17 protein-coding genes are annotated in these 17,132 nt (G+C 73.2%); 9 read left to right on the forward strand and 8 right to left on the reverse strand.

Annotation, left to right across the window (positions count from 1 at the left end; genetic code table 11):
* Nucleotides 1–57: 57 nt before the first annotated feature.
* From ACFP1K_RS02860 to ACFP1K_RS02870, 3 genes are all read left to right on the forward strand, one after another.
* Nucleotides 58–876 carry a MerR family transcriptional regulator gene (locus tag ACFP1K_RS02860; protein ID WP_380746795.1) on the forward strand — a complete coding sequence of 273 codons (819 nt, stop codon included), beginning with the start codon at nt 58–60 and terminating at the stop codon, nt 874–876.
* Nucleotides 877–974: 98 nt separating this feature from the next.
* Nucleotides 975–1,568, forward strand: a complete 594-nt coding sequence (locus ACFP1K_RS02865; protein ID WP_380746797.1) for an RNA polymerase sigma factor — start codon at nt 975–977, stop codon at nt 1,566–1,568.
* Complete coding sequence (locus ACFP1K_RS02870; RefSeq protein WP_380746799.1) at nt 1,565–2,500, forward strand: CU044_5270 family protein; 936 nt, start codon at nt 1,565–1,567, stop codon at nt 2,498–2,500. Before ACFP1K_RS02865 ends, ACFP1K_RS02870 begins: the two co-directional genes overlap by 4 nt.
* On the opposite strand, the gene ACFP1K_RS02875 is transcribed toward ACFP1K_RS02870, so the two are convergent.
* Nucleotides 2,497–3,432, reverse strand: a complete 936-nt coding sequence (locus ACFP1K_RS02875) for a hypothetical protein (protein ID WP_380746801.1) — start codon at nt 3,430–3,432, stop codon at nt 2,497–2,499. The two genes, ACFP1K_RS02870 and ACFP1K_RS02875, sit on opposite strands and share 4 nt — an antisense overlap.
* Nucleotides 3,433–3,620: 188 nt before the next feature.
* Here ACFP1K_RS02875 and ACFP1K_RS02880 point away from each other — a divergent pair, with 188 nt between their 5' ends.
* On the forward strand, nt 3,621–4,802 hold the full coding sequence (locus tag ACFP1K_RS02880; RefSeq protein ID WP_380746803.1) for an SfnB family sulfur acquisition oxidoreductase: 1,182 nt from the start codon (nt 3,621–3,623) through the stop codon (nt 4,800–4,802).
* Nucleotides 4,802–5,935 (forward strand): LLM class flavin-dependent oxidoreductase, encoded by a 1,134-nt coding sequence (locus ACFP1K_RS02885; protein WP_380746805.1) that lies wholly within the window; start codon nt 4,802–4,804, stop codon nt 5,933–5,935. Before ACFP1K_RS02880 ends, ACFP1K_RS02885 begins: the two co-directional genes overlap by 1 nt.
* Before the next feature lie 93 nt (nt 5,936–6,028).
* Here ACFP1K_RS02885 and ACFP1K_RS02890 read toward each other — a convergent pair whose 3' ends face one another.
* A complete protein-coding gene (locus ACFP1K_RS02890) occupies nt 6,029–6,604 on the reverse strand; it encodes a 1,2-dihydroxy-3-keto-5-methylthiopentene dioxygenase (protein ID WP_380746807.1) in 576 nt (191 codons plus the stop codon).
* 86 nt (nt 6,605–6,690) lie between these two features.
* Here ACFP1K_RS02890 and ACFP1K_RS02895 point away from each other — a divergent pair, with 86 nt between their 5' ends.
* The 4 genes from ACFP1K_RS02895 to mtnK all read left to right on the forward strand — a co-directional run bounded on the left by ACFP1K_RS02895 (nt 6,691) and on the right by mtnK (nt 11,828).
* Complete coding sequence (locus ACFP1K_RS02895; protein ID WP_380746809.1) at nt 6,691–7,785, forward strand: substrate-binding domain-containing protein; 1,095 nt, start codon at nt 6,691–6,693, stop codon at nt 7,783–7,785.
* 106 nt (nt 7,786–7,891) lie between these two features.
* Nucleotides 7,892–9,571, forward strand: coding sequence for a sugar ABC transporter ATP-binding protein (locus tag ACFP1K_RS02900; RefSeq protein ID WP_380746811.1), 1,680 nt, complete (start codon nt 7,892–7,894; stop codon nt 9,569–9,571).
* The gene (locus tag ACFP1K_RS02905) at nt 9,568–10,617 is read left to right on the forward strand and encodes an ABC transporter permease (RefSeq protein WP_380746813.1); all 1,050 of its coding nucleotides are present in this window, start codon (nt 9,568–9,570) and stop codon (nt 10,615–10,617) included. The genes ACFP1K_RS02900 and ACFP1K_RS02905 overlap by 4 nt, the downstream gene beginning before the upstream one ends.
* Complete coding sequence (gene mtnK / locus ACFP1K_RS02910) at nt 10,614–11,828, forward strand: S-methyl-5-thioribose kinase (RefSeq protein WP_380746815.1); 1,215 nt, start codon at nt 10,614–10,616, stop codon at nt 11,826–11,828. The genes ACFP1K_RS02905 and mtnK overlap by 4 nt, the downstream gene beginning before the upstream one ends.
* A gap of 25 nt (nt 11,829–11,853) precedes the next feature.
* On the opposite strand, the gene mtnB is transcribed toward mtnK, so the two are convergent.
* Genes mtnB through ACFP1K_RS02940 form a run of 6 tightly spaced genes read right to left on the reverse strand, consistent with a single transcriptional unit; the run spans nt 11,854 to nt 17,023 of the window.
* Nucleotides 11,854–12,477 (reverse strand): methylthioribulose 1-phosphate dehydratase, encoded by a 624-nt coding sequence (gene mtnB / locus ACFP1K_RS02915; protein ID WP_380746818.1) that lies wholly within the window; start codon nt 12,475–12,477, stop codon nt 11,854–11,856.
* Nucleotides 12,474–13,148, reverse strand: a complete 675-nt coding sequence (mtnC, locus tag ACFP1K_RS02920) for an acireductone synthase (RefSeq protein ID WP_380746821.1) — start codon at nt 13,146–13,148, stop codon at nt 12,474–12,476. The genes mtnB and mtnC overlap by 4 nt, the downstream gene beginning before the upstream one ends.
* Nucleotides 13,145–14,101: a nucleoside hydrolase gene (locus ACFP1K_RS02925; RefSeq protein WP_380746824.1), complete on the reverse strand. Its 957-nt coding sequence runs from the start codon at nt 14,099–14,101 to the stop codon at nt 13,145–13,147. The genes mtnC and ACFP1K_RS02925 overlap by 4 nt, the downstream gene beginning before the upstream one ends.
* Entirely contained in the window at nt 14,098–15,117 is a 1,020-nt protein-coding gene (locus ACFP1K_RS02930; protein WP_380746826.1) for a hypothetical protein, read from the reverse strand. The genes ACFP1K_RS02925 and ACFP1K_RS02930 overlap by 4 nt, the downstream gene beginning before the upstream one ends.
* On the reverse strand, nt 15,114–16,004 hold the full coding sequence (locus tag ACFP1K_RS02935) for an ABC transporter permease (RefSeq protein WP_380746828.1): 891 nt from the start codon (nt 16,002–16,004) through the stop codon (nt 15,114–15,116). Before ACFP1K_RS02935 ends, ACFP1K_RS02930 begins: the two co-directional genes overlap by 4 nt.
* Nucleotides 16,001–17,023, reverse strand: coding sequence for an ABC transporter permease (locus tag ACFP1K_RS02940; protein ID WP_380746830.1), 1,023 nt, complete (start codon nt 17,021–17,023; stop codon nt 16,001–16,003). The genes ACFP1K_RS02935 and ACFP1K_RS02940 overlap by 4 nt, the downstream gene beginning before the upstream one ends.
* Nucleotides 17,024–17,132: the final 109 nt, after the last annotated feature.

Genomic DNA, 17,132 nt, shown 5'->3' on the forward strand with positions numbered 1-17,132 from the left:
GCCGCGGGCTGGCAGTGTTGACCCTGACACCGTGTCAGGCCGTAAACCGGAGACATCATGTTCAACATCGGAGACTTCGCCCGCATCGGGCGGGTGTCGGTCCGCATGCTGCGGCACTACGACGCCCTCGGCCTGCTCAGGCCCGCGCGGGTCGACCCCGCCAGCGGGTACCGCTACTACGAGGCCGCGCAGTTGTCCCGGCTCAACCGGCTGATCGCCCTCAAGGAACTCGGCCTCACCCTCCAGCAGGTGGGGCTGATCCTCGAGGAGAAGGTCGGCATGGAGGAGCTGCACGGCATGCTGCGGCTGCGCCGCGCGGAGCTGGCGGCCCAGGTGGCCGTCGACACCCAGCGGCTGACCCGCGTCGAGGCGAGGCTCCGGCTCATCGAGAAGGAGGGCGTCATGCCCACGGATGTCGTCGTCAAGAGTGTGCCCGCGGTGCGCCTGGCCGAGCTGAGCGACGTGGCGAAGAGCTACGAGTCCGAGCACATCGGGCCGGTGATCCAGCCGCTGTACATGGAGCTGGCCAAGCGCGTCGAGGAGGCCGGGCTCACCTTCACCGGTCCCGGTATCGCGTACTACGAGGAGGCCGGCGAAGGCGTGCGCGTGCACGCGGGCTTCCAGGTGAGCCTCGACCCCGCCAGGACGTACGACTTCGACGTGGTCGACCTGCCACCCATCGAGCAGGCCGCGACGATCATCCACCACGGCCTGATGGACAACGTGGACGGCACCATGCAGCAGCTCGCCAAGTGGATCGAGGAGAACGGCTACCGGAGCACCGGCTTCGCCCGCGAGGTCTACGTGCAGTACGGCCACGGGAACCCCGAGGACTACGTGACCGAGCTGCAGGAGACCATCGTCCGCGCGGGGTAGCGGGCACTTGAGGCGGCGGGCCGGGGTCTTCCGGGAACTCCACGCGGCCCTGCGGCTAAAGGACCGTTGTGACAATCACTTCGGAACGGGAGCTCGTCTTGGCGGATCCTCCTTCGACGGCCGTGGCGCGGCCCCCCGCGGACGGCACCACGGAGCCGCCCGACTCCTCGGTCATCGAGGCGTCGCTGCGCGCCCCGGAGCGCTTCGCCGAGCTGTTCGACCGGCACGCCGCCGCGCTGCACCGCTACGCCGTACGGCGCCTCGGCCCCCAGCACGCCGAGGACGTGGTGGCCGAGGCGTTCACCAGGGCCTTCGAGCGCCGGCACACCTATGACCTCGGCCGTCCCGACGCGCTGCCCTGGCTGTACGGGATCACCACCAACGTCATCGGCGGCCACCGCAGGGCGGAGGTGCGGGCGTACCGGGCGCTGGCCCGCACCGGCGTGGACCCGGTGGTGGCGGCGGTCGACGAGCGGGTGATCGCCCGCGTGTCCGCCGTCGCCACCCGCCGGAGCCTCGCCGCCGCCCTGGCCCGCCTCACCCCCGGCGAGCGCGACGTCCTGCTGCTCATCGCCTGGGGCGACCTCACCTACGAGAAGGCGGCCCGCGCCCTGGCCGTCCCCGTCGGCACGGTCCGCTCCCGCCTGTCCCGCGCCCGCCGCAAGGTCGCCCGCACCCTGGAGACCTCATGAACGACCTCGACCTGATCAGGGACCTGCGCGCCGAGATGCCCGCGGACCCCGCCGCCCTGGCCGGGGCACGGGCCCGCGTGGTCGCCGCGACGACCCTCACGTCCCCCCGGCGGCGTCCTCGGTCTGTGCTGCCCCGGGTGGCGCTCGCCGGCGCCCTCGGCCTCTCGGTGATCGCGGGCGTGACGGTGGTGCGGGCGCTCGACGACGACCGGGTCCCGCCGCACGCGGCCTGGACCCCGGCGGCGGCGGTGGAGACGCTGGCCGCGGGAGCCACCCGGGCGGCGGCGGCCGAAGGGGCGGACATGTATCCACGGGCCGATCAGTGGCTCTACATCAAGGGCCTGACGTACCAGCCCGAGCGGGGGCCGGGCTCGGTACAGACCTACGAACGCTGGCGCAAGGGCGACGGCACCCAGGTGGCCCACCGTCATACCGGCGGCGACCGCGCCGGCGCGCCCCGTCCCGCCGGCGGCGGCGAGGTCGTCACGTCCGCCCTGGACCCGTCGTTCCCGCCTCCCCGCTGGGACGCCGCCTACGTGCGGTCCCTCCCGCTGGACCCGGCCGCCCTCTCCGACCGGCTGCGCGCCGACCGGGAGCCCCACCCCCATCTCCCGGACGAGGTGACGGCCTTCGGCCAGATCCAGCTCCTCCTCCAGGAGGGGGGCCCGCCGCCGCGCCTGCGCGCCGCGCTCTACACCGTCCTGTCCATGCTCCGGGGTGTCGCGCTGGAACAGAACGTCCGGAGCCTGACCGGACGCGAGGGCGTGGGGGTGTACCTGGACCACCCGGACGGACAACGGCAAGAGATCATCGTCGACCCGGACGGCTACGCCTACCTGGGCGGCAGGAGATCGGACGCGGGAGGGCAGCTGATCGCCGCCTGGGCGGAGGTGACCAGGGGCATCGTCGACCGGGCGGGCGACGTCCCCTAGCGGTACTCCTCCTGCTTCTCCACGATCCCCCGGGTGTCCAGCGCGACGTGGGCCTGGACACCCCCGGGGAGAGTGGTCCCCGCCGCGCGCCACATGCCGTTCCCGTCCGGGCGGACCTGGAGGTTCGCGCCGAGGAAGACGACGACCCCGGCCGCGGCGAGCGACTGCAGCTCGGCGAGCCACGCCGGGGGCGGGCCGTCGGCGGTGAAGTGGGCGAAGCCGTCCAGCCACGGGTCGCCGTGCGTGTCGCCGAGGGAGTCGCGCAGCGCGCGGGCCGCGTGGGCGAGGGCCAGGTCGGCGCTGCCGGCGGGGTCGGTGCGGCGGGTGATGTCGGCGTCCAGGTAGCCGTGCATCCAGCGCTGGAGCCCGGCCGGGTCGCCGAACTTGATGCCGTCCAGGGGGCGGTCCAGGCGGGCGAGGTTGAGGCGGTCGGCGAAGCGAGGGACGGCCCGGCGGATCAGGGCGCGCATCGCCACGCTGGACCACTCCTCCGCGGCGTACGCCTCGGCGAACTCCGCCCAGCCCACGCGCGCTCGCTCCGGGTGGCCCGCCAGCAGCTCGTGGTAGTAGGCGTAGGTCAGGTCCTTGGCCACCAGCGGCCACACGTCGCGGCGCCACCGGGACGTCACGCGGGGCAGCGCCTCCGGCACGGCGAACCTCGGCACCGGGACCGGGCCGGCCGCCAGGGGATACCTGGTCGCCGCGCGGCACGGCACACCCCGTCCGGAGCCCACGAGGATCACCGGCTCGGCGCCGGCCGGCAGATAGGTCACCCCGCCGTGCCGGTCCCGGGAGAACGTGCCGCCACGGCCCTCGGTGAGCACGGTGAGCAGCCGGGAGAAGCCGGAGCCCATCCCGCGCACGATGACGGGCTGACCTGCGGGCAGCCGGGTGGGGGACAGGTCGAGTGCCGGATGGTCGAGTACTTTCACCACTTCCAGCCTCCAGGACCCGGACCCGATTACCTACATAAACAGTAGGAAATACGGAGTTGACTGTCAACGCTACCCCAGGTCGCGGCCGACCTGGACGGGGGGATATGTCACTATATTGACAGGTAAAACCTAGTATTCCTACCGTGTACCTAGGTAATAGCCGGGTGTAGGGGGCGGGTAGTGGGATGACGCACGTGATCGGATCCGATGCCGAGGCCGTCGAGGTGGCCGCGGAACTGTCCGAATACCTCGCCAAGGACGCCGCGGAACGGGACGCCGGCCGCAGGCTGCCCCTCGCCGAGCTGGACCGGCTGTCGGACAGCGGCCTGCTCGCGATCACCGTGCCGCGCGAGCACGGCGGCGCCGACGTGACCGCGGTGACGCTGGCCGAGGTGATCCGGCTGCTCGCGCAGGGCGACCCGAACGTCGCGCAGATCCCGCAGAGCCACTTCGTCTACGTCAACGTGCTGCGCTGGCAGGGCACCGACGAGCAGCGCCGCTTCCTGTACGGCGAGGTGCTCGCCGGGCGCCGGTTCGGCAACGCGCAGTCCGAGGCGGGCACCAAGCACGTCCAGGACTACCGCACCCGGCTGCGCGCCGACGGCGAGGGCGGCTACGTGCTCACGGGGGAGAAGCACTACAGCACCGGCGCGCTGTTCGCCCACTGGATCCCCGTCCTCGCCGTGGGCGACGACGAACGGCTCCACGTGGCGTACGTGCCCGCCGGCGCCCCGGGCCTCACGGTCGTGGACGACTGGGCCGGGATGGGGCAGCGCACCACCGCCAGCGGCACCGTCCGGCTGGACGGCGTCCGCGTGCCCGCCGAGCGCGTCGTGCCCCACCACCTGACCTTCACCGGACCTCAGTTGCACGGCGCCTACGCTCAGCTAATCCACGCCGCCATCGACGTCGGCATCGCCGGGGCCGCCCTGCGCGACGCCGCCGAGTTCGTCCGCACCAAGTCGCGGCCGTGGTTCGAGAGCGGCGCCGCCACCGCCGCGGAGGACCCCCTGCTCGTCCAGCGTTTCGGCGAGCTCACCGTGCGGCTGCGCGCCGCCGAGGCGCTGCTCGCCGAGGCGGGACGGGCCGTCGACACGGCCAGAGCCGGGCTCACCGACGACAGCGCGGCGGCGGCGTCCATCGCGGTGGCCGTCGCCAAGGCGCACTCCGACGGCACCGCCATCGAGCTGGCCGACGCCGTGTTCGAGGTCTCCGGCACCCGCTCCAGCCTGGAGGGCCTCAACCTGAACCGGCACTGGCGCAACGCCAGGACGCACACCCTGCACGACCCGGTGCGCTGGAAGATCCAGCACATCGGCAGGTACACGCTCAACGGCACCCGCCCGCCGAGACACGGAGTCGTCTGATGAAGTTCCTCTGGTTCCTGCCCACCAACGGCGACAGCCGCTACATCGTCGGGGGCGGCCACGGGCTGCCCGCCGGGGTCGCCGGCGGGGATCGCCCGCCGACGCGGAGCTATCTCGGCCAGATCGCCCGCGCCGCCGAGGACATGGGCTTCGAGGGCGCGCTGACGCCGACCGGCTCCTGGTGCGAGGACGCGTGGCTGAGCACGGCGTTCCTGGTGGCGTCCACCGAGCGGCTGAAGTTCCTCGTCGCGTTCCGGCCCGGCTTCGTCAGCCCGACGCTGGCCGCGCAGATGGCGGCCACCTACCAGTGGCAGTCCGAGGGCAGGCTCCTGCTGAACGTCGTCACCGGCGGCGAGACCCACGAGCAGCGCGCCTACGGCGACTTCCTGGACAAGGACGCCCGGTACGAGCGCACCGCCGAGTTCCTGCACATCGTGCGGGAGCTGTGGCGCGGCGAGACGGTCTCCCATGAGGGCAGGCACCTGCGGGTGGAGGGCGCCAAGCTGGCCCGGCTGCCCGACCCCGTGCCGCCGCTGTACTTCGGCGGCTCGTCCGCCGCGGCGGGGCCGGTGGCGGCGCGGCACACCGACGTGTACCTGACCTGGGGCGAGCCGCCGGACGCCGTCGCCGAGAAGATCCAGTGGATCATGGGGCTGGCCGCCGACGAGGGGCGTGCCCTGCGGTTCGGCATCCGGCTGCACGTCATCACCCGCGACACCGCGGAGGAGGCGTGGGCGCAGGCCGCGCGGCTGCTGGACGGCATCGACCCGGCGACCATCGAGAAGGTGCAGGCGGGACTGCGGCGCAGCGAGTCCGAGGGGCAGCGGCGCATGCTGGAGCTGCACGGCGGCGCACGGGACGGCCTGGAGATCTCGCCCAACCTGTGGGCTGGCGTGGGCCTGGTGCGCGGCGGGGCGGGGACGGCGCTGGTGGGCAGCCACGAGCAGGTCGCCGACAAGATCGCCGAGTACCACGCCATCGGCATCGACGAGTTCGTGCTGTCCGGCTACCCGCACCTGGAGGAGGCGTACTGGTTCGGCGAGGGCGTGCTGCCCCTGCTGGAGCGGCGCGGCCTGTGGCGCCACCCCGCCCGGCCCGCCGACCGCCCGGCGCTGGTGCCGTTCACGTCCTGAGGCCTGAGCCGTTCCCGGCCGCGACCCGGGAACGGCGGCACGGGCCGGCGGCCTCCCCTGAACGGCGCCGGCCCGTGGTCTTCGGTGTGCCCGTCAGCGGCGGCCGGCGACGATCGTGTCGAAGTCGGGGATCCGCGAGGAAAGGGGGTCCCCGGTGAAGTTCCCCACCCAGCCGTCGTCGTCGTGGAAGAAGCGGATGGCGGTGAAGTCCGGGGTGGTGCCCATGTCGAACCAGTGGGTGGTGTTCGCCGGGACGCTCAGCAGGTCGCCGGGCTCGCACAGCACGGCGTGCACCTTGCCGTCGACGTGCAGGTAGAAGATCCCCGAGCCGCTGACGAAGAAGCGGACCTCGTCGTCGTCGTGGGTGTGCTCGTTGAGGAACTTCTGCCGGGCCCCGGCGGCGCGCTCGGGCCAGTCGGCCGAGTCGTCGGGGTGCAGCTGGGCGACGTCGACGAAGGTGTAGCCCTCCTCGGCGACGACGCGGGCCACCTCGTCGCGGTAGGCCTCGAGGATCTCCTCCTGGCCGGCTCCCGCGGGGATGTCGGCGACGGCCCAGTGGCGGAGCAGGACGTCGATCTCCTTGAGGGCGGCGGCGATCTCGGCGGGGTCCTCGGTGGTGAGGACCGTCTCGGGGCTGTCGCTGTCGGTGTACACGTTCAGGTAAGTCATGGCTCGATTGTGCTCCCATCCGGACAACTACCTAAATCCTACACAAAAAGTAGACAATAGGGGTGAGCTGCGCCTAACATCCGCATGTGATCCGCGTAAGACTCCTCGGGACCTCCCTCGTGCTGAGCGCCCTGGCGCTCGCCGGCTGCTCCCAGGGCCCCTCCAGCTCCGCTACTCCCGCCACCTCCGCGCCCGCCACCACGGCGGCGCCCGCGAGCCCGGCCGCGTCCGTACCGGCGAAGTTCGCCTCCGGCGACGTCAAGATCGCCCTGGTACGGCAGCTCTCCTCGGGCGACTATTTCGAGCAGTGGCTGGCCGGTGCCGAGGCCGAGGCCAAGGCGCTGAACGTGACGCTGCAGATCTCCAGCGGCGACGGCAACAACGACAAGCAGGCGCTCAACCTGGAGCAGGCCGTCAACCAGAAGGCCGACGCGATCATCGTGGACCACGGGTTCGCGCAGACCGTCCAGCCGGCGATCAAGAAGGCCGCCGACGCGGACATCCCGCTGGTGGCGTTCGACGTCGACCCCGGCACGCCCAAGGCCGTCGCGCTCTCCCAGGACGACCACCAGATCGCCGAGCAGGCCCTCGGGGCGCTCAAGGCCGACACCGGCGGGTCCGGGGACGTCATCTACGTGTACGTCGCCGGTTTCGCGCCCCTGGACCGGCGTAACGAGACCTGGACGAAGTTCAAGACGGACAACCCCGGCATCAAGCAGGTCGCCCAGATCGGCGTGGTCAACAGCTCCACCGCCTCCGCCGTCGCCGACCAGGCCAAGGCCGCCCTCCAGGCCAACCCCGGGACCAAGGCGATCTTCGCGCCCTACGACGAGTTCGCCAAGGGCGCCACCCTGGCCGTCAAGGAGCTGGGCCTCCAGAGCAAGGTCAAGGTCTACGGCGCCGACATCTCCACCGCCGACATCGGCGTCATGACCGAGCCGAACAGCCCCTGGGTCGCCACCTCCACCACCGACCCCTCCAACGTGGGCCGGGTGGCCGTCCGCGCCGCCGCCCTCCTGGTGGCCGGCGAACAGGTCGACCCCGCCCTGATGGTCCCCCCGGCCCTGGTGACCCAGCAGCAACTCCGCGACGGCAAGATCACCAACATCACCCAGCTGACCCAGGCCGTCCCCGCCCTGGTGACCCCCGACGTGGCCCACGTCCCCTGGTCCGCCTCGTGACCATGGCACGTCCCCTGCTCCACCTCGCGACCGTGGCAGGTCTCCCGCTCGGCCTCGTGACCGCTCCGCGTCCCCTGGGCGCGGTCCGCGTGGGCGAGGCCGTGTCGTGACCGTGCCCGCGATCGCGGTGTCCGGCCTGTCGAAGACGTACGGTGCGACCCGGGCGCTGGACGACGTCACGCTCGACGTCCGGCCCGGCGAGATCGTCGGGCTGATCGGCACGAACGGCGCGGGCAAGTCGACCCTGATCAAGATCCTCTCCGGTGCCACCCGCCCCACGGCGGGTGGCATCACCCTCGCCGGGCACCCCTTCACCCCCGGCGACCCCCTGGCCGCCCAGGCGGCCGGCGTCCAGACCGTCCACCAGAACATCGACGACGGAGTGGTCTTCGGCACCACCGTCGCCGAGAACCTCACCCTGGACTCCATCGCCCACCGCGGCGGCTGGTTCACCACCCGTGCCCGGATCACCGCCAAGGCCCGCGCCATCGCCGGCTCCTCCGGCCTGAGCGTCCCCCTGGACGCCCCCGTGGAGTCCCTCCCCGCCAGCACCCGCCAGCAGATCGTCCTGGCCCGAGCCCTGTCCCGCAAAGCCGGCCTCCTCATCCTCGACGAACCCACCTCAACCCTCTCCGCCACCGAGGCCGGCGCCCTGGCCGAAAAGATCCGCACCGCCGCCGCCACCGGCGTAGCCGTCCTCTACGTCTCCCACCACCTCTCCGAGATCGAATCCCTCTGCGACCGCGTGATGGTCCTCCGCGACGGCCGCCTCCGCCGCACCTTCACCGCCCCCGTTACCCGAGAGTCCATCGTCGAAGCCATGCTCGGCGATTTCGCCCCCCACCCCCCGGCTACCCCGGAGCGGGACAGCACGATGACCCCCGAGCGCACGCCTATCGCCGCGAAAGGGCTGCCCCCCACTGAAGCGGGCAGGTCGGCGTCAGTGGAGCCGTCCGCGTCGGCCGCTCCGCCATCGCCGGGCCCTACCAGGGCGGGCAAGACAGCGTCAGTGGTGCTGGAGGCGGCCGGGGTGCGGACGGGGCCGGGGAAGGTCGCGTTGAGTCTTCAGGTGCGGGAAGGGGAAGTGCTCGGGGTCACCGGGCTGGTGGGGGCTGGGAAGACCGAGTTGCTGGAGCAACTCGGGGGAGCGCGACGCCTCGTCTCGGGAGAGATGCGGGTGGACGGGAAGCCGTACCGGCCCGGACATCCCAAGGACGCGGTCACGGCAGGGGTGGCGTTCGCGGCGGAGGAACGGTCCGCGCAGGCCATCGTGCCGGGGTGGTCGATCAGGGCGCACGTGACGTTGCCCGCGCTGTGGGCCCACAGCCGGCTCGGACTGCTGTCGCGGAAGTCGGAGACCGCCGCCGCCCAGCGGGTGGCCGAGCGGTTCGGGGTACGCGGGCCGGGATTCGGCGGGAACCGGAACGGCGCGGGAATCGAAGCGGCGATAGAAACGCTGTCCGGGGGCAACCAGCAGAAGGTCGTGGTCGGCAGGTGGCTGGAGACGGGGCCCAAGGTCCTGTTGCTGGACGAACCCTTCCGGGGGGTGGACGTGGGGGCGCGGGCGGACATCGGACGCGTCATCAGGGACGCCGCCCCCCTGGCGGTGATCGTCGCCTCCTCGGACCCGCAGGAGATCGTCGAGGTGGCGGACCGCATCCTGGTGCTCCACGAGGGAGTGCTGACCGGTGAGCTGACCGCCGCCGAGGCCACCCCGGAACGCCTGGCCACCCTGATGTCCGGCACTGTGATGTCAGGCACCGTGAACGACGAGGAGACGGAGTGACCACCTCGCAGCAGGCGACCGCGAGCGCCACGGAAGAGCCCCGGCCAAGGCGAGGTCCCAGGGCCGCCGAGGTGGCCTACCGGTACGGCCTCGTGGCGGTGCTCGTCGCCATGCTGATCGTCTTCGCCGTGCTCAGGCCGGCCTTCGGCACCTACGCCAACGCCCTGATCGTCCTCCAGTCGGTCGCGGTGGTGGGCGTGGTGGCCCTCGGCGTCACCGTCTCCATGACCACCGGAGGCTTCGACCTCTCCGCCGGCGCCTGCGTGGGTGCCGTGGTGATGGTGACCGCCCTCACCATGGTCAGGTTCAACCTCACCGGCGCCACCGCCATCGTGGCAGGCCTCGTCACCGGCCTGCTGGTGGCGGGCGTCAACGTCCTGCTCACGGTCGTGGCCAGGGTCCCCGACCTGGTGGCCACCCTCGGCACCATGTTCCTCTTCCAGGGCCTGGCCCTGATCCTCACCTCCGGCCAGTCGGTCTCCGCGGGCATGACCGTGAACGACGCCCCGGCCCCCGGCAAGTACACCGAGGGCTTCACCTGGCTCGGCGGCGGCACCATAGGATCCGTCCCGGTGCCGGTGATCGTCTTCGCCCTGCTGGCGATAGCGGTGTACGTCCTGCTCGTCCACACCCGCTGGGGCCGGGCCCTGTACGCCATCGGCGGCAACGCCGAGGCAGCCCGGCTGGCGGGCATCAGAGTGGCCAGGTACCGCGCCCTCGCCTACGTGGTCTCGGGCCTGTGCGCCGCCGTCGCGGGCATCATGCTGTCCGCTCGCCTGGGCCGCGGCGACGTGGGCGCCGGAGACCCGTACCTGCTCCAGTCGGTGGCCGCCGCCCTCATCGGCCACGCCGTCCTCGGCGCCAACCGGCCGAACGCCCTGGGCACCGTCATCGGCGCGTTGTTCATCGGTGTGATGATCAACGGCATGACGATGCTCAACGCCCCGTACTACGCGCAGACCTTCGTCCAGGGCGCCCTGCTGGTCGGCGCGCTCGTCGTCAGCTATACCCTCACGCCGGGACGTCGAGAAAGGACCGTTCGTTGACCACCGTCACCGGACAGCAGTACGAGAAGCTCACCGCCGCCACCGTGCCCGCCTACGTCGCGGCACGCCCCGCCCTGGCCAGGGCGGTCGACCCGGCGGGCATCACGGCCGTGCGCGAGGTCGGCGACGGCAACATGAACGTCGTCTTCGCCGTGGAGGCGGGCGGCGGCCCCGGCGTGGTGCTCAAGCAGGCGATGCCGTACGTCCGGGTGGCCCCGGACTGGCCCATCACCCCCGACCGCAACCGCATCGAGGCGAGGGTGCTCACCGAGCACGGCAGGGTCGCGCCGGGCCTGGTCCCCGCGCTGTACGACGAGGACGAGGACCGCCACGTCCTGGCGATGGAGGACCTGTCCGACCACCAGGTGTGGCGCGGCAGGCTCAACGAGGCGCGCAGGGACGAGGGCGTCGCGGGCGACCTCGGCCGGTACGTGGCCCGGGTGGGGTTCGGCACGTCGGTGTTCGGGCTGGGGCCCTACGCGCACAAGGCGGGCGTCGCCGCGTCGATGAACCCCGAGCTGTGCGAGATCACCGAGGACCTCGTCTTCACCGAGCCGTACATCGAGCACGAGCACAACCGCATCCTGCCCGCCAACGCGGAGGACGTGGCGGCCTACGCGGGCGACCCCGCGGTCCGCACGGCCATCGGCCTCGCCAAGCTCTCCTTCATGACGCACGCCGAGGCCCTGATCCACGGCGACCTGCACACCGGCTCGGTCCTGGTGCGCCCCGCCGCGGACGGCGCCCCCCGCTCGACCCGCGCCTTCGACGTCGAGTTCGCCTTCTACGGCCCGGTGGGCTTCGACATCGGCGCGCTCTGGGGCAACTACGTCCTCGCCGCCGCCCGCGGCCTCGCCCTCAAGGACGAGGCGCACGCGGAATGGGTGCTCGGCCTGGCCGCCGAGACCTGGGAGGCGTTCGAGACCGAGTTCACCGCCCTGTGGCCGGACCGCCTCGACCCCCGGGTGTACGGCGACGGCGTGCTGGAGGGCTACCTGGCCAAGGTCCGCGCCGACGCCGCGGCGTTCGCCGCCGCGAAGGCGGCCCGCCGCGTCATCGGCTTCTCCGGGGTGGCCGACATCCAGACCCTCCCGGAGGACCTGCGCGTGAAGGCCATCCGCGGCGTCCTGCACGCCGCCCGCCACCTGCTCGTCGCCCCCGCGCCGTCCTTCGCCCACGTGGGGGACCTGCTGGCCGACGCGGTCGCCTAGACCCCGCGCCGGCCCCGGAAGGCCGTCAGCGGATGGCGATGGCGTACGCCAGCAGCCACTCCACGCACTCGGTGACGTGCCGCGCCCGGTGCAGCGAAGGCCCCCACGTGTACAGCCCGTGCGAGGCGACGATCACGGCCGGGACCCCCGCGTCGTACACCGCCTCGAAGCGGTCGCCGAGCTCGTCCATGTCCTGGCTGTTGGCGATCACCGGGATGACCACCTCGTCGTCGTGCGCGAGCCGCCCGATGCCCTTGAGCGTCTCGACGTCCCGCAGGCGCACGCCCTTCGGCCAGTGGTGCCCCGCGAGGACCGCGTTCAGCGCGTGCACGTGCACGACGGCGTCCATGCCGGTCACCGCCGCGACCCTGGCGTGCAGCCCGGCCTCCGCGGACGGCACCAGCGGCGTCACGCCGGGGACGTCCACAGAGGCGCCGTCCGGGCCCACCACGGCCACGTCGGACGCGGTCAGCTCGCCCTTGTCCAGCCCGCTGGCGGTGACGGCCAGCCGCAGCGGGTCGCGCGACACCACCTCAGACAGGTTGCCCGATGTGCCGCGCATCCAGCCGAACGAGGTGAACCGGGCGGCCTCGGCGGCGAGCCTGGCGCCCGCGCCGAACACTCCTTCGGCGGTGGGAGGGCCGCTCACTTGATCTCCTCGAAGGACGCGACGGTGGGATGGGCGCCGAAGTCCGCCTGGCCGTTGGGCTCGCCGGGACGGCGCACCCCGACGGTCCGCCACCCGGCCGCCGCCGCGGCGTCCAGTTCGGCGGGCACGTCGGACAGGAACAGCAGCTCGCCGGGCGGCGCGCCGAGGGCCTCCGCGATGCGGGTGTAGGAGGGGGCCTCCCGCTTCGGCCCGGCGTTCACCGTGTCGAAGTGGTGCAGGATCATCGGCGACAGGTCCCCCGCGGTGGTGTGCCTGAACCACGGCCGCTGGCTGGCCACCGACCCCGAGGAGAACACCGCGAGCCGGCGCCCCGCCGCGTGCCACGCTCGCAGCACGGGCGGCACGTCGTCGAAGAAGTGCGCGCTCAGCTCCCCGGCGGCGAACCCCTCGGCCCAGATCCGTCCCTGGAGCGTCTTGAGCGGCGTGGCCTTGACGTCGCCGTCCATCCAGCCGTGCAGGATCGCCACGGTCTCCTCGGTGGTCTCCCCGCCGGTCTCCTTGACGGCGGCGGCCACCTCGGGGTCCTCGCGGTGCGCGTCGATGTACGGCCCGAGGCGCGGGCGGGCGTACGCGTACAGGCCGACGTGCACGGACTCGGTGGAACTCGTCGTGCCCTCGATGTCCAGCACGATCCAGGTGGGCTCGCTCATCGGCTCAGTACCTCCACGAAGTCGGCGACGAAACGCGGCGCGTCCACCGCGGTGATGACCCGGGTGGGCGGCGCCGGCGTGTACCGGAACGCGGGCGGCAGCCCGTCGTGGGTGCGCATCAGCCGCGCCCGGCTGAGGAAGCCGTCGCTCAGCACGTTGACCGGCCCGTCCACCCAGGCGGTGGCGAACCCCGGGTCCAGCAGGATGCCCGCGGCGAGCGGGTCGTGCAGCGGGATGATCCTGCGCCCCCACTCGTTCTGGTAGAAGTCCAGGTAGGCCTCGAGGATCTCGGTGGCGAACCTGCTCACCGGCGTCCCCGCGGCCCGCAGCACCCCGATGGCCTGCTCGTCCAGGATCGTGGTGGCGGTCACGTTGACGCCCACCATCACCAGTTCGCGGCGCGGCGCGGCGAACACCTCGGCCGCGGCGGCCGGGTCGTTGTTGATGTTCGCGTCCACCATCAGCAGCGTGCCGGGCGCCGCGTACGGCCCGGAGCCGCCCATCACGACCACGCTGCGGTAGCGGGTGAACAGCTCGGGGTCCAGGCGCAGCGCCTGCGCCAGGTTGGTCAGCGGCCCGAGGGCCAGCAGGTCCAGCTCCCCGGGCTGCTCGCGGCCGAGGCGCACCAGCAGCTCGGCGGCGCTCTCCCCGATGACGGCGGGCAGCGGCCGGTCGTAGCCGACGTCGCCGAGGCCGTCCTTGCCGTGCACGGCCCGCGCGATGCGCGGGTTGCCGGACAGCGGGCCCGCCGCGCCGCGCGCCACCGGCACGTCCAGCCCCAGCAGGGCGTTCACGTAGCCGATGTTGCGCACCGCGTCGTCCTCGACGCAGTTGCCGTACACCGACGTGACGGCGACGATCTCGGCGTCCGGCCGCCCGGCCAGGTAGAGCAGGGTGTGCGCGTCGTCGATCCCGGTGTCGGTGTCGACGACGACGCGCCGGACCTCGGTCATACAGCCTCTTTCACATGTTCTGGACGGTAGACGCCGCGCGCGGTCACGATGCGGGTGACCAGGTGCGGCGGGGTGGTGTCGAAGGCCGGGTAGTAGCCGGTGACGCCTTCGGCGGCGCTGCGGGCGCCGAGCACGTGCAGCACCTCGTCGCCGTCGCGGTGCTCGATCGCCACGTCGGCGGCGGTGGGGGCCTGGGGGTCGGGCGCCGAGACCATGGCGTAGAACGGCACGCCGGCGTGCCGGGCGGCGAGGGCGACGCCGAGGGTGCCGACCTTGTTGATCACGTGCCCGTCGAGCGTGACCCGGTCGGCGGCGGTCAGCGCCACGTCGGCGAGCCCGTCGGCCAGCGCGGCGGCCACCATGCCGTCGGTGATCAGCGTGGGACGGTAGCCCATCTCGACGAGCGTCGCGGCGGTGAGCCTGGCTCCTTGCAGGTAGGGCCGGGTCTCGGTGCAGACGAACTCCAGCCGCTTGCCCGCGTCCTGCGCGGCCCGCACCGTCCCGATCAGGTAGGCGTCCGCCCAGCAGTGGGTGAGCACCCGCGCGCCGTCCGGCAGCAGGCCCGCCGTGTGCGCGCCGAGGGCCGCGCTGTGCGCCCGGTACCCGGCGTCGTGCTCGGCCGCCGCGGCCTCCACGGCCGGGACGAGGTCGGAGCCCGAGGCGTTCGCGAGCGGCCCGTCGGCGGTGGCGGCCAGGAGGGCGGCCACCGCGTCGCGGATGTGGTTGTTGGTCGGCCGGGTCGCGATCAGCCGGTCTCCGGCGGCCCGCAGCCGCGCCGCGGCGGCGCCGGGCGGCTCGTGCCGGGCCTCCCTGGCGGCCAGCACCATGCCCGCGGTGGTGGCGAACAGCGGGCCCGAGCTCTGGGTGACCATGCGCTCGATGGCCACCGCGACGTCCTCGCTGGTGGCGCAGCGCTCCCAGCGCACCTCGAAGGGATAGACCCGGCGGTCGAGGATCTCCACCGCGTCGCCCGCGAAGCGGACCGAGTCGTCCATCAGGGGGGTGCGGGTGCTCATGATGCCTCCTTCGTGCGCCGCCGGGCCGCGACACCGGCCAGGACCAGCGCGAGCAGGGTGATCACATATGGTGCGGCGTCCGCCGCCTGTTGCGGCAGGCCCGCGCCCTGGAGCCGGAAACCGACCGCCTCGGCCGCGCCGAACAGCAGGCAGGCGAGCAGCACCCGGTAGGGGCGTACCCCGCCGAGCATGACGGCGACCACGGCCACCCAGCCGCGGCCCGCGCTCATGCCCTCGCTGAACAGCGTGACGTTGCCGAGCGCGAGCTGGGCCCCGGCGAGGCCGCACAGCGCGCCGGCGGCCAGCACCACGCCGTGCCGGTAGGCGGTGACCGGCAGGCCGAGCGCCGCGGCGGCGTCCAGGTGCTGCCCGGCGCCGCGCAGCCGCAGGCCCGAGCGGGTGCGGGCCAGCCACCACGAGACGGCGGCCACCAGGACCAGCGCGAACGGCACCACCGGGGACTGCGGGCCGAGCACGGGGACGTCCAGGCCCAGCTCGGCGAGCGTCGGCAGGCCCGCGAGGCCGGGGGAGGTGTAGGTGCCGCCGCTGCCGAAGATCTGGCGCATCAGGAAAGCGGTCAGGCCGAGGGCCAGCAGGTTGGTGCCGACCGCGACCACGATGGGGTCGGCGCGGAACGTCACCGAGGACACCGACAGCGGGGCCGCGTACAGCGCGGTGGCGAGCACGGCGCCCGCGACGCCGATCCAGGCGTTGCCGCTCAGGTGGCTGAACACCACGGCGGTGAAGGCGCCCCACAGCAGCTGGCCCTCCAGCGCGATGTTGAACACGCCCGCGACCTGGCAGAGCAGGCCGCCGAGCGCGGCCAGCACGACCGGCGTCATGGCGGTGAGCACCGCCGACAGGAAGGAGAACTCCAGGATGTTCATCCGGCCCTCCGCTGCCGCAGGTGCCGCACGGTCGCGACCACCGCGACGATCACGATGATCAGTCCCTGCACGATCTGGGTGAGCTGGCTCGGCACCCCGGCCTCGCGTTCCATGCCCTGGCCGCCGACCTGGAGCACGGTGAGCAGCGCGACGGTGAACGGCACGGCGATCGGCCGCGCGGTGGCGAGGAGCACGGCCGCCACCGCCGTGAAGGTGTAGCCGGGGGCGGTGAGGGCGCCGTCCACGAAGCGGTACGGCGGGCCGAGCACGATCAGGCCGCCCACCAGCCCGGCGAACGCGCCCCCGGCGGCCAGCGTCACCGCCGCGAGGCGGTCCACCGGCACGCCGCCGTAGCGGGCGAACTCCCGGTTGTGGCCGGTCGCGCGGATCTCGTACCCCGTGACGGTGCGGGTGTCGGCGTACAGCCAGGCGAGGGTGAGCAGCACGATCAGCGGCAGCCCGAGCGTGACGTACCCGCCCTCGGTCAGGGCGGGCAGGTGCGCGGCGTCCGGGAGCAGCGGTGTCTGCGCGATGCCGGTGTCCGGCTCGGCCAGCGGGAAGCGCACGAGATACGAGGCGAGCGACACCATCGGCGCGCTGATCAGCAGCGTGGTCACGATGGCCGGCAGCCCGAGCCGCGTCCGCAACGGCGCCGACACCCCCGCCACCAGCCCTCCCGCGAGCCCGGCGGCCACCAGCGGCACCACGACCGCGACCCCCGCCGGCAGCGGCACGCTCAGCGCCACCCCCGCCGCCGCCACCCCGCCCGCCGCCATCTGCCCGTCCCCGCCGAGGTTGAACTCCCCCGCCCGCAACGGCAACGCGAACGCCAGCGCCATCCCCAGCGTCGGAACGAACGCCGCGACGGTGTACTCCAAGTTCCCGTCCGCCACCGCCCCCCGCACCAACGCCGGATAAGCGAGCACCGGATCCACCCCCACCACGACCATCACCAACGTCGTCAACACCAGCGCCCCCACCACCGCCAGCACCGGCGCCGCCCCGGCTACCCGCCCCACGGCCCCCCACACCCGGAAGGCGGGGGATGGCTGGGGTGGGGAGGATCGCTCCGCCCCAATAGGGGGAGCGCCGGTCGTGGAGGGCTGGTCCGCTCCGTCGTGGGGAGCG

Origin of the sequence: Sphaerisporangium aureirubrum (assembly GCF_042658925.1) — a bacterium.
Lineage (GTDB): Bacteria > Actinomycetota > Actinomycetes > Streptosporangiales > Streptosporangiaceae > Sphaerisporangium > Sphaerisporangium aureirubrum.

What these genes read in the sequence shown, in the direction of transcription:
- ACFP1K_RS02860 (WP_380746795.1), top strand. Translation starts at nt 58, where the DNA reads ATGTTCAACATCGGAGACTTCGCCCGCATCGGGCGGGTGTCGGTCCGC.
- ACFP1K_RS02870 (WP_380746799.1), top strand. Translation starts at nt 1,565, where the DNA reads ATGAACGACCTCGACCTGATCAGGGACCTGCGCGCCGAGATGCCCGCG.
- ACFP1K_RS02880 (WP_380746803.1), top strand. Translation starts at nt 3,621, where the DNA reads ATGACGCACGTGATCGGATCCGATGCCGAGGCCGTCGAGGTGGCCGCG.
- ACFP1K_RS02885 (WP_380746805.1), top strand. Translation starts at nt 4,802, where the DNA reads ATGAAGTTCCTCTGGTTCCTGCCCACCAACGGCGACAGCCGCTACATC.
- ACFP1K_RS02890 (WP_380746807.1), bottom strand. Translation starts at nt 6,604, where the DNA reads ATGACTTACCTGAACGTGTACACCGACAGCGACAGCCCCGAGACGGTC.
- mtnC (WP_380746821.1), bottom strand. Translation starts at nt 13,148, where the DNA reads ATGAGCGAGCCCACCTGGATCGTGCTGGACATCGAGGGCACGACGAGT.
- ACFP1K_RS02925 (WP_380746824.1), bottom strand. Translation starts at nt 14,101, where the DNA reads ATGACCGAGGTCCGGCGCGTCGTCGTCGACACCGACACCGGGATCGAC.
- ACFP1K_RS02930 (WP_380746826.1), bottom strand. Translation starts at nt 15,117, where the DNA reads ATGAGCACCCGCACCCCCCTGATGGACGACTCGGTCCGCTTCGCGGGC.
- ACFP1K_RS02935 (WP_380746828.1), bottom strand. Translation starts at nt 16,004, where the DNA reads ATGAACATCCTGGAGTTCTCCTTCCTGTCGGCGGTGCTCACCGCCATG.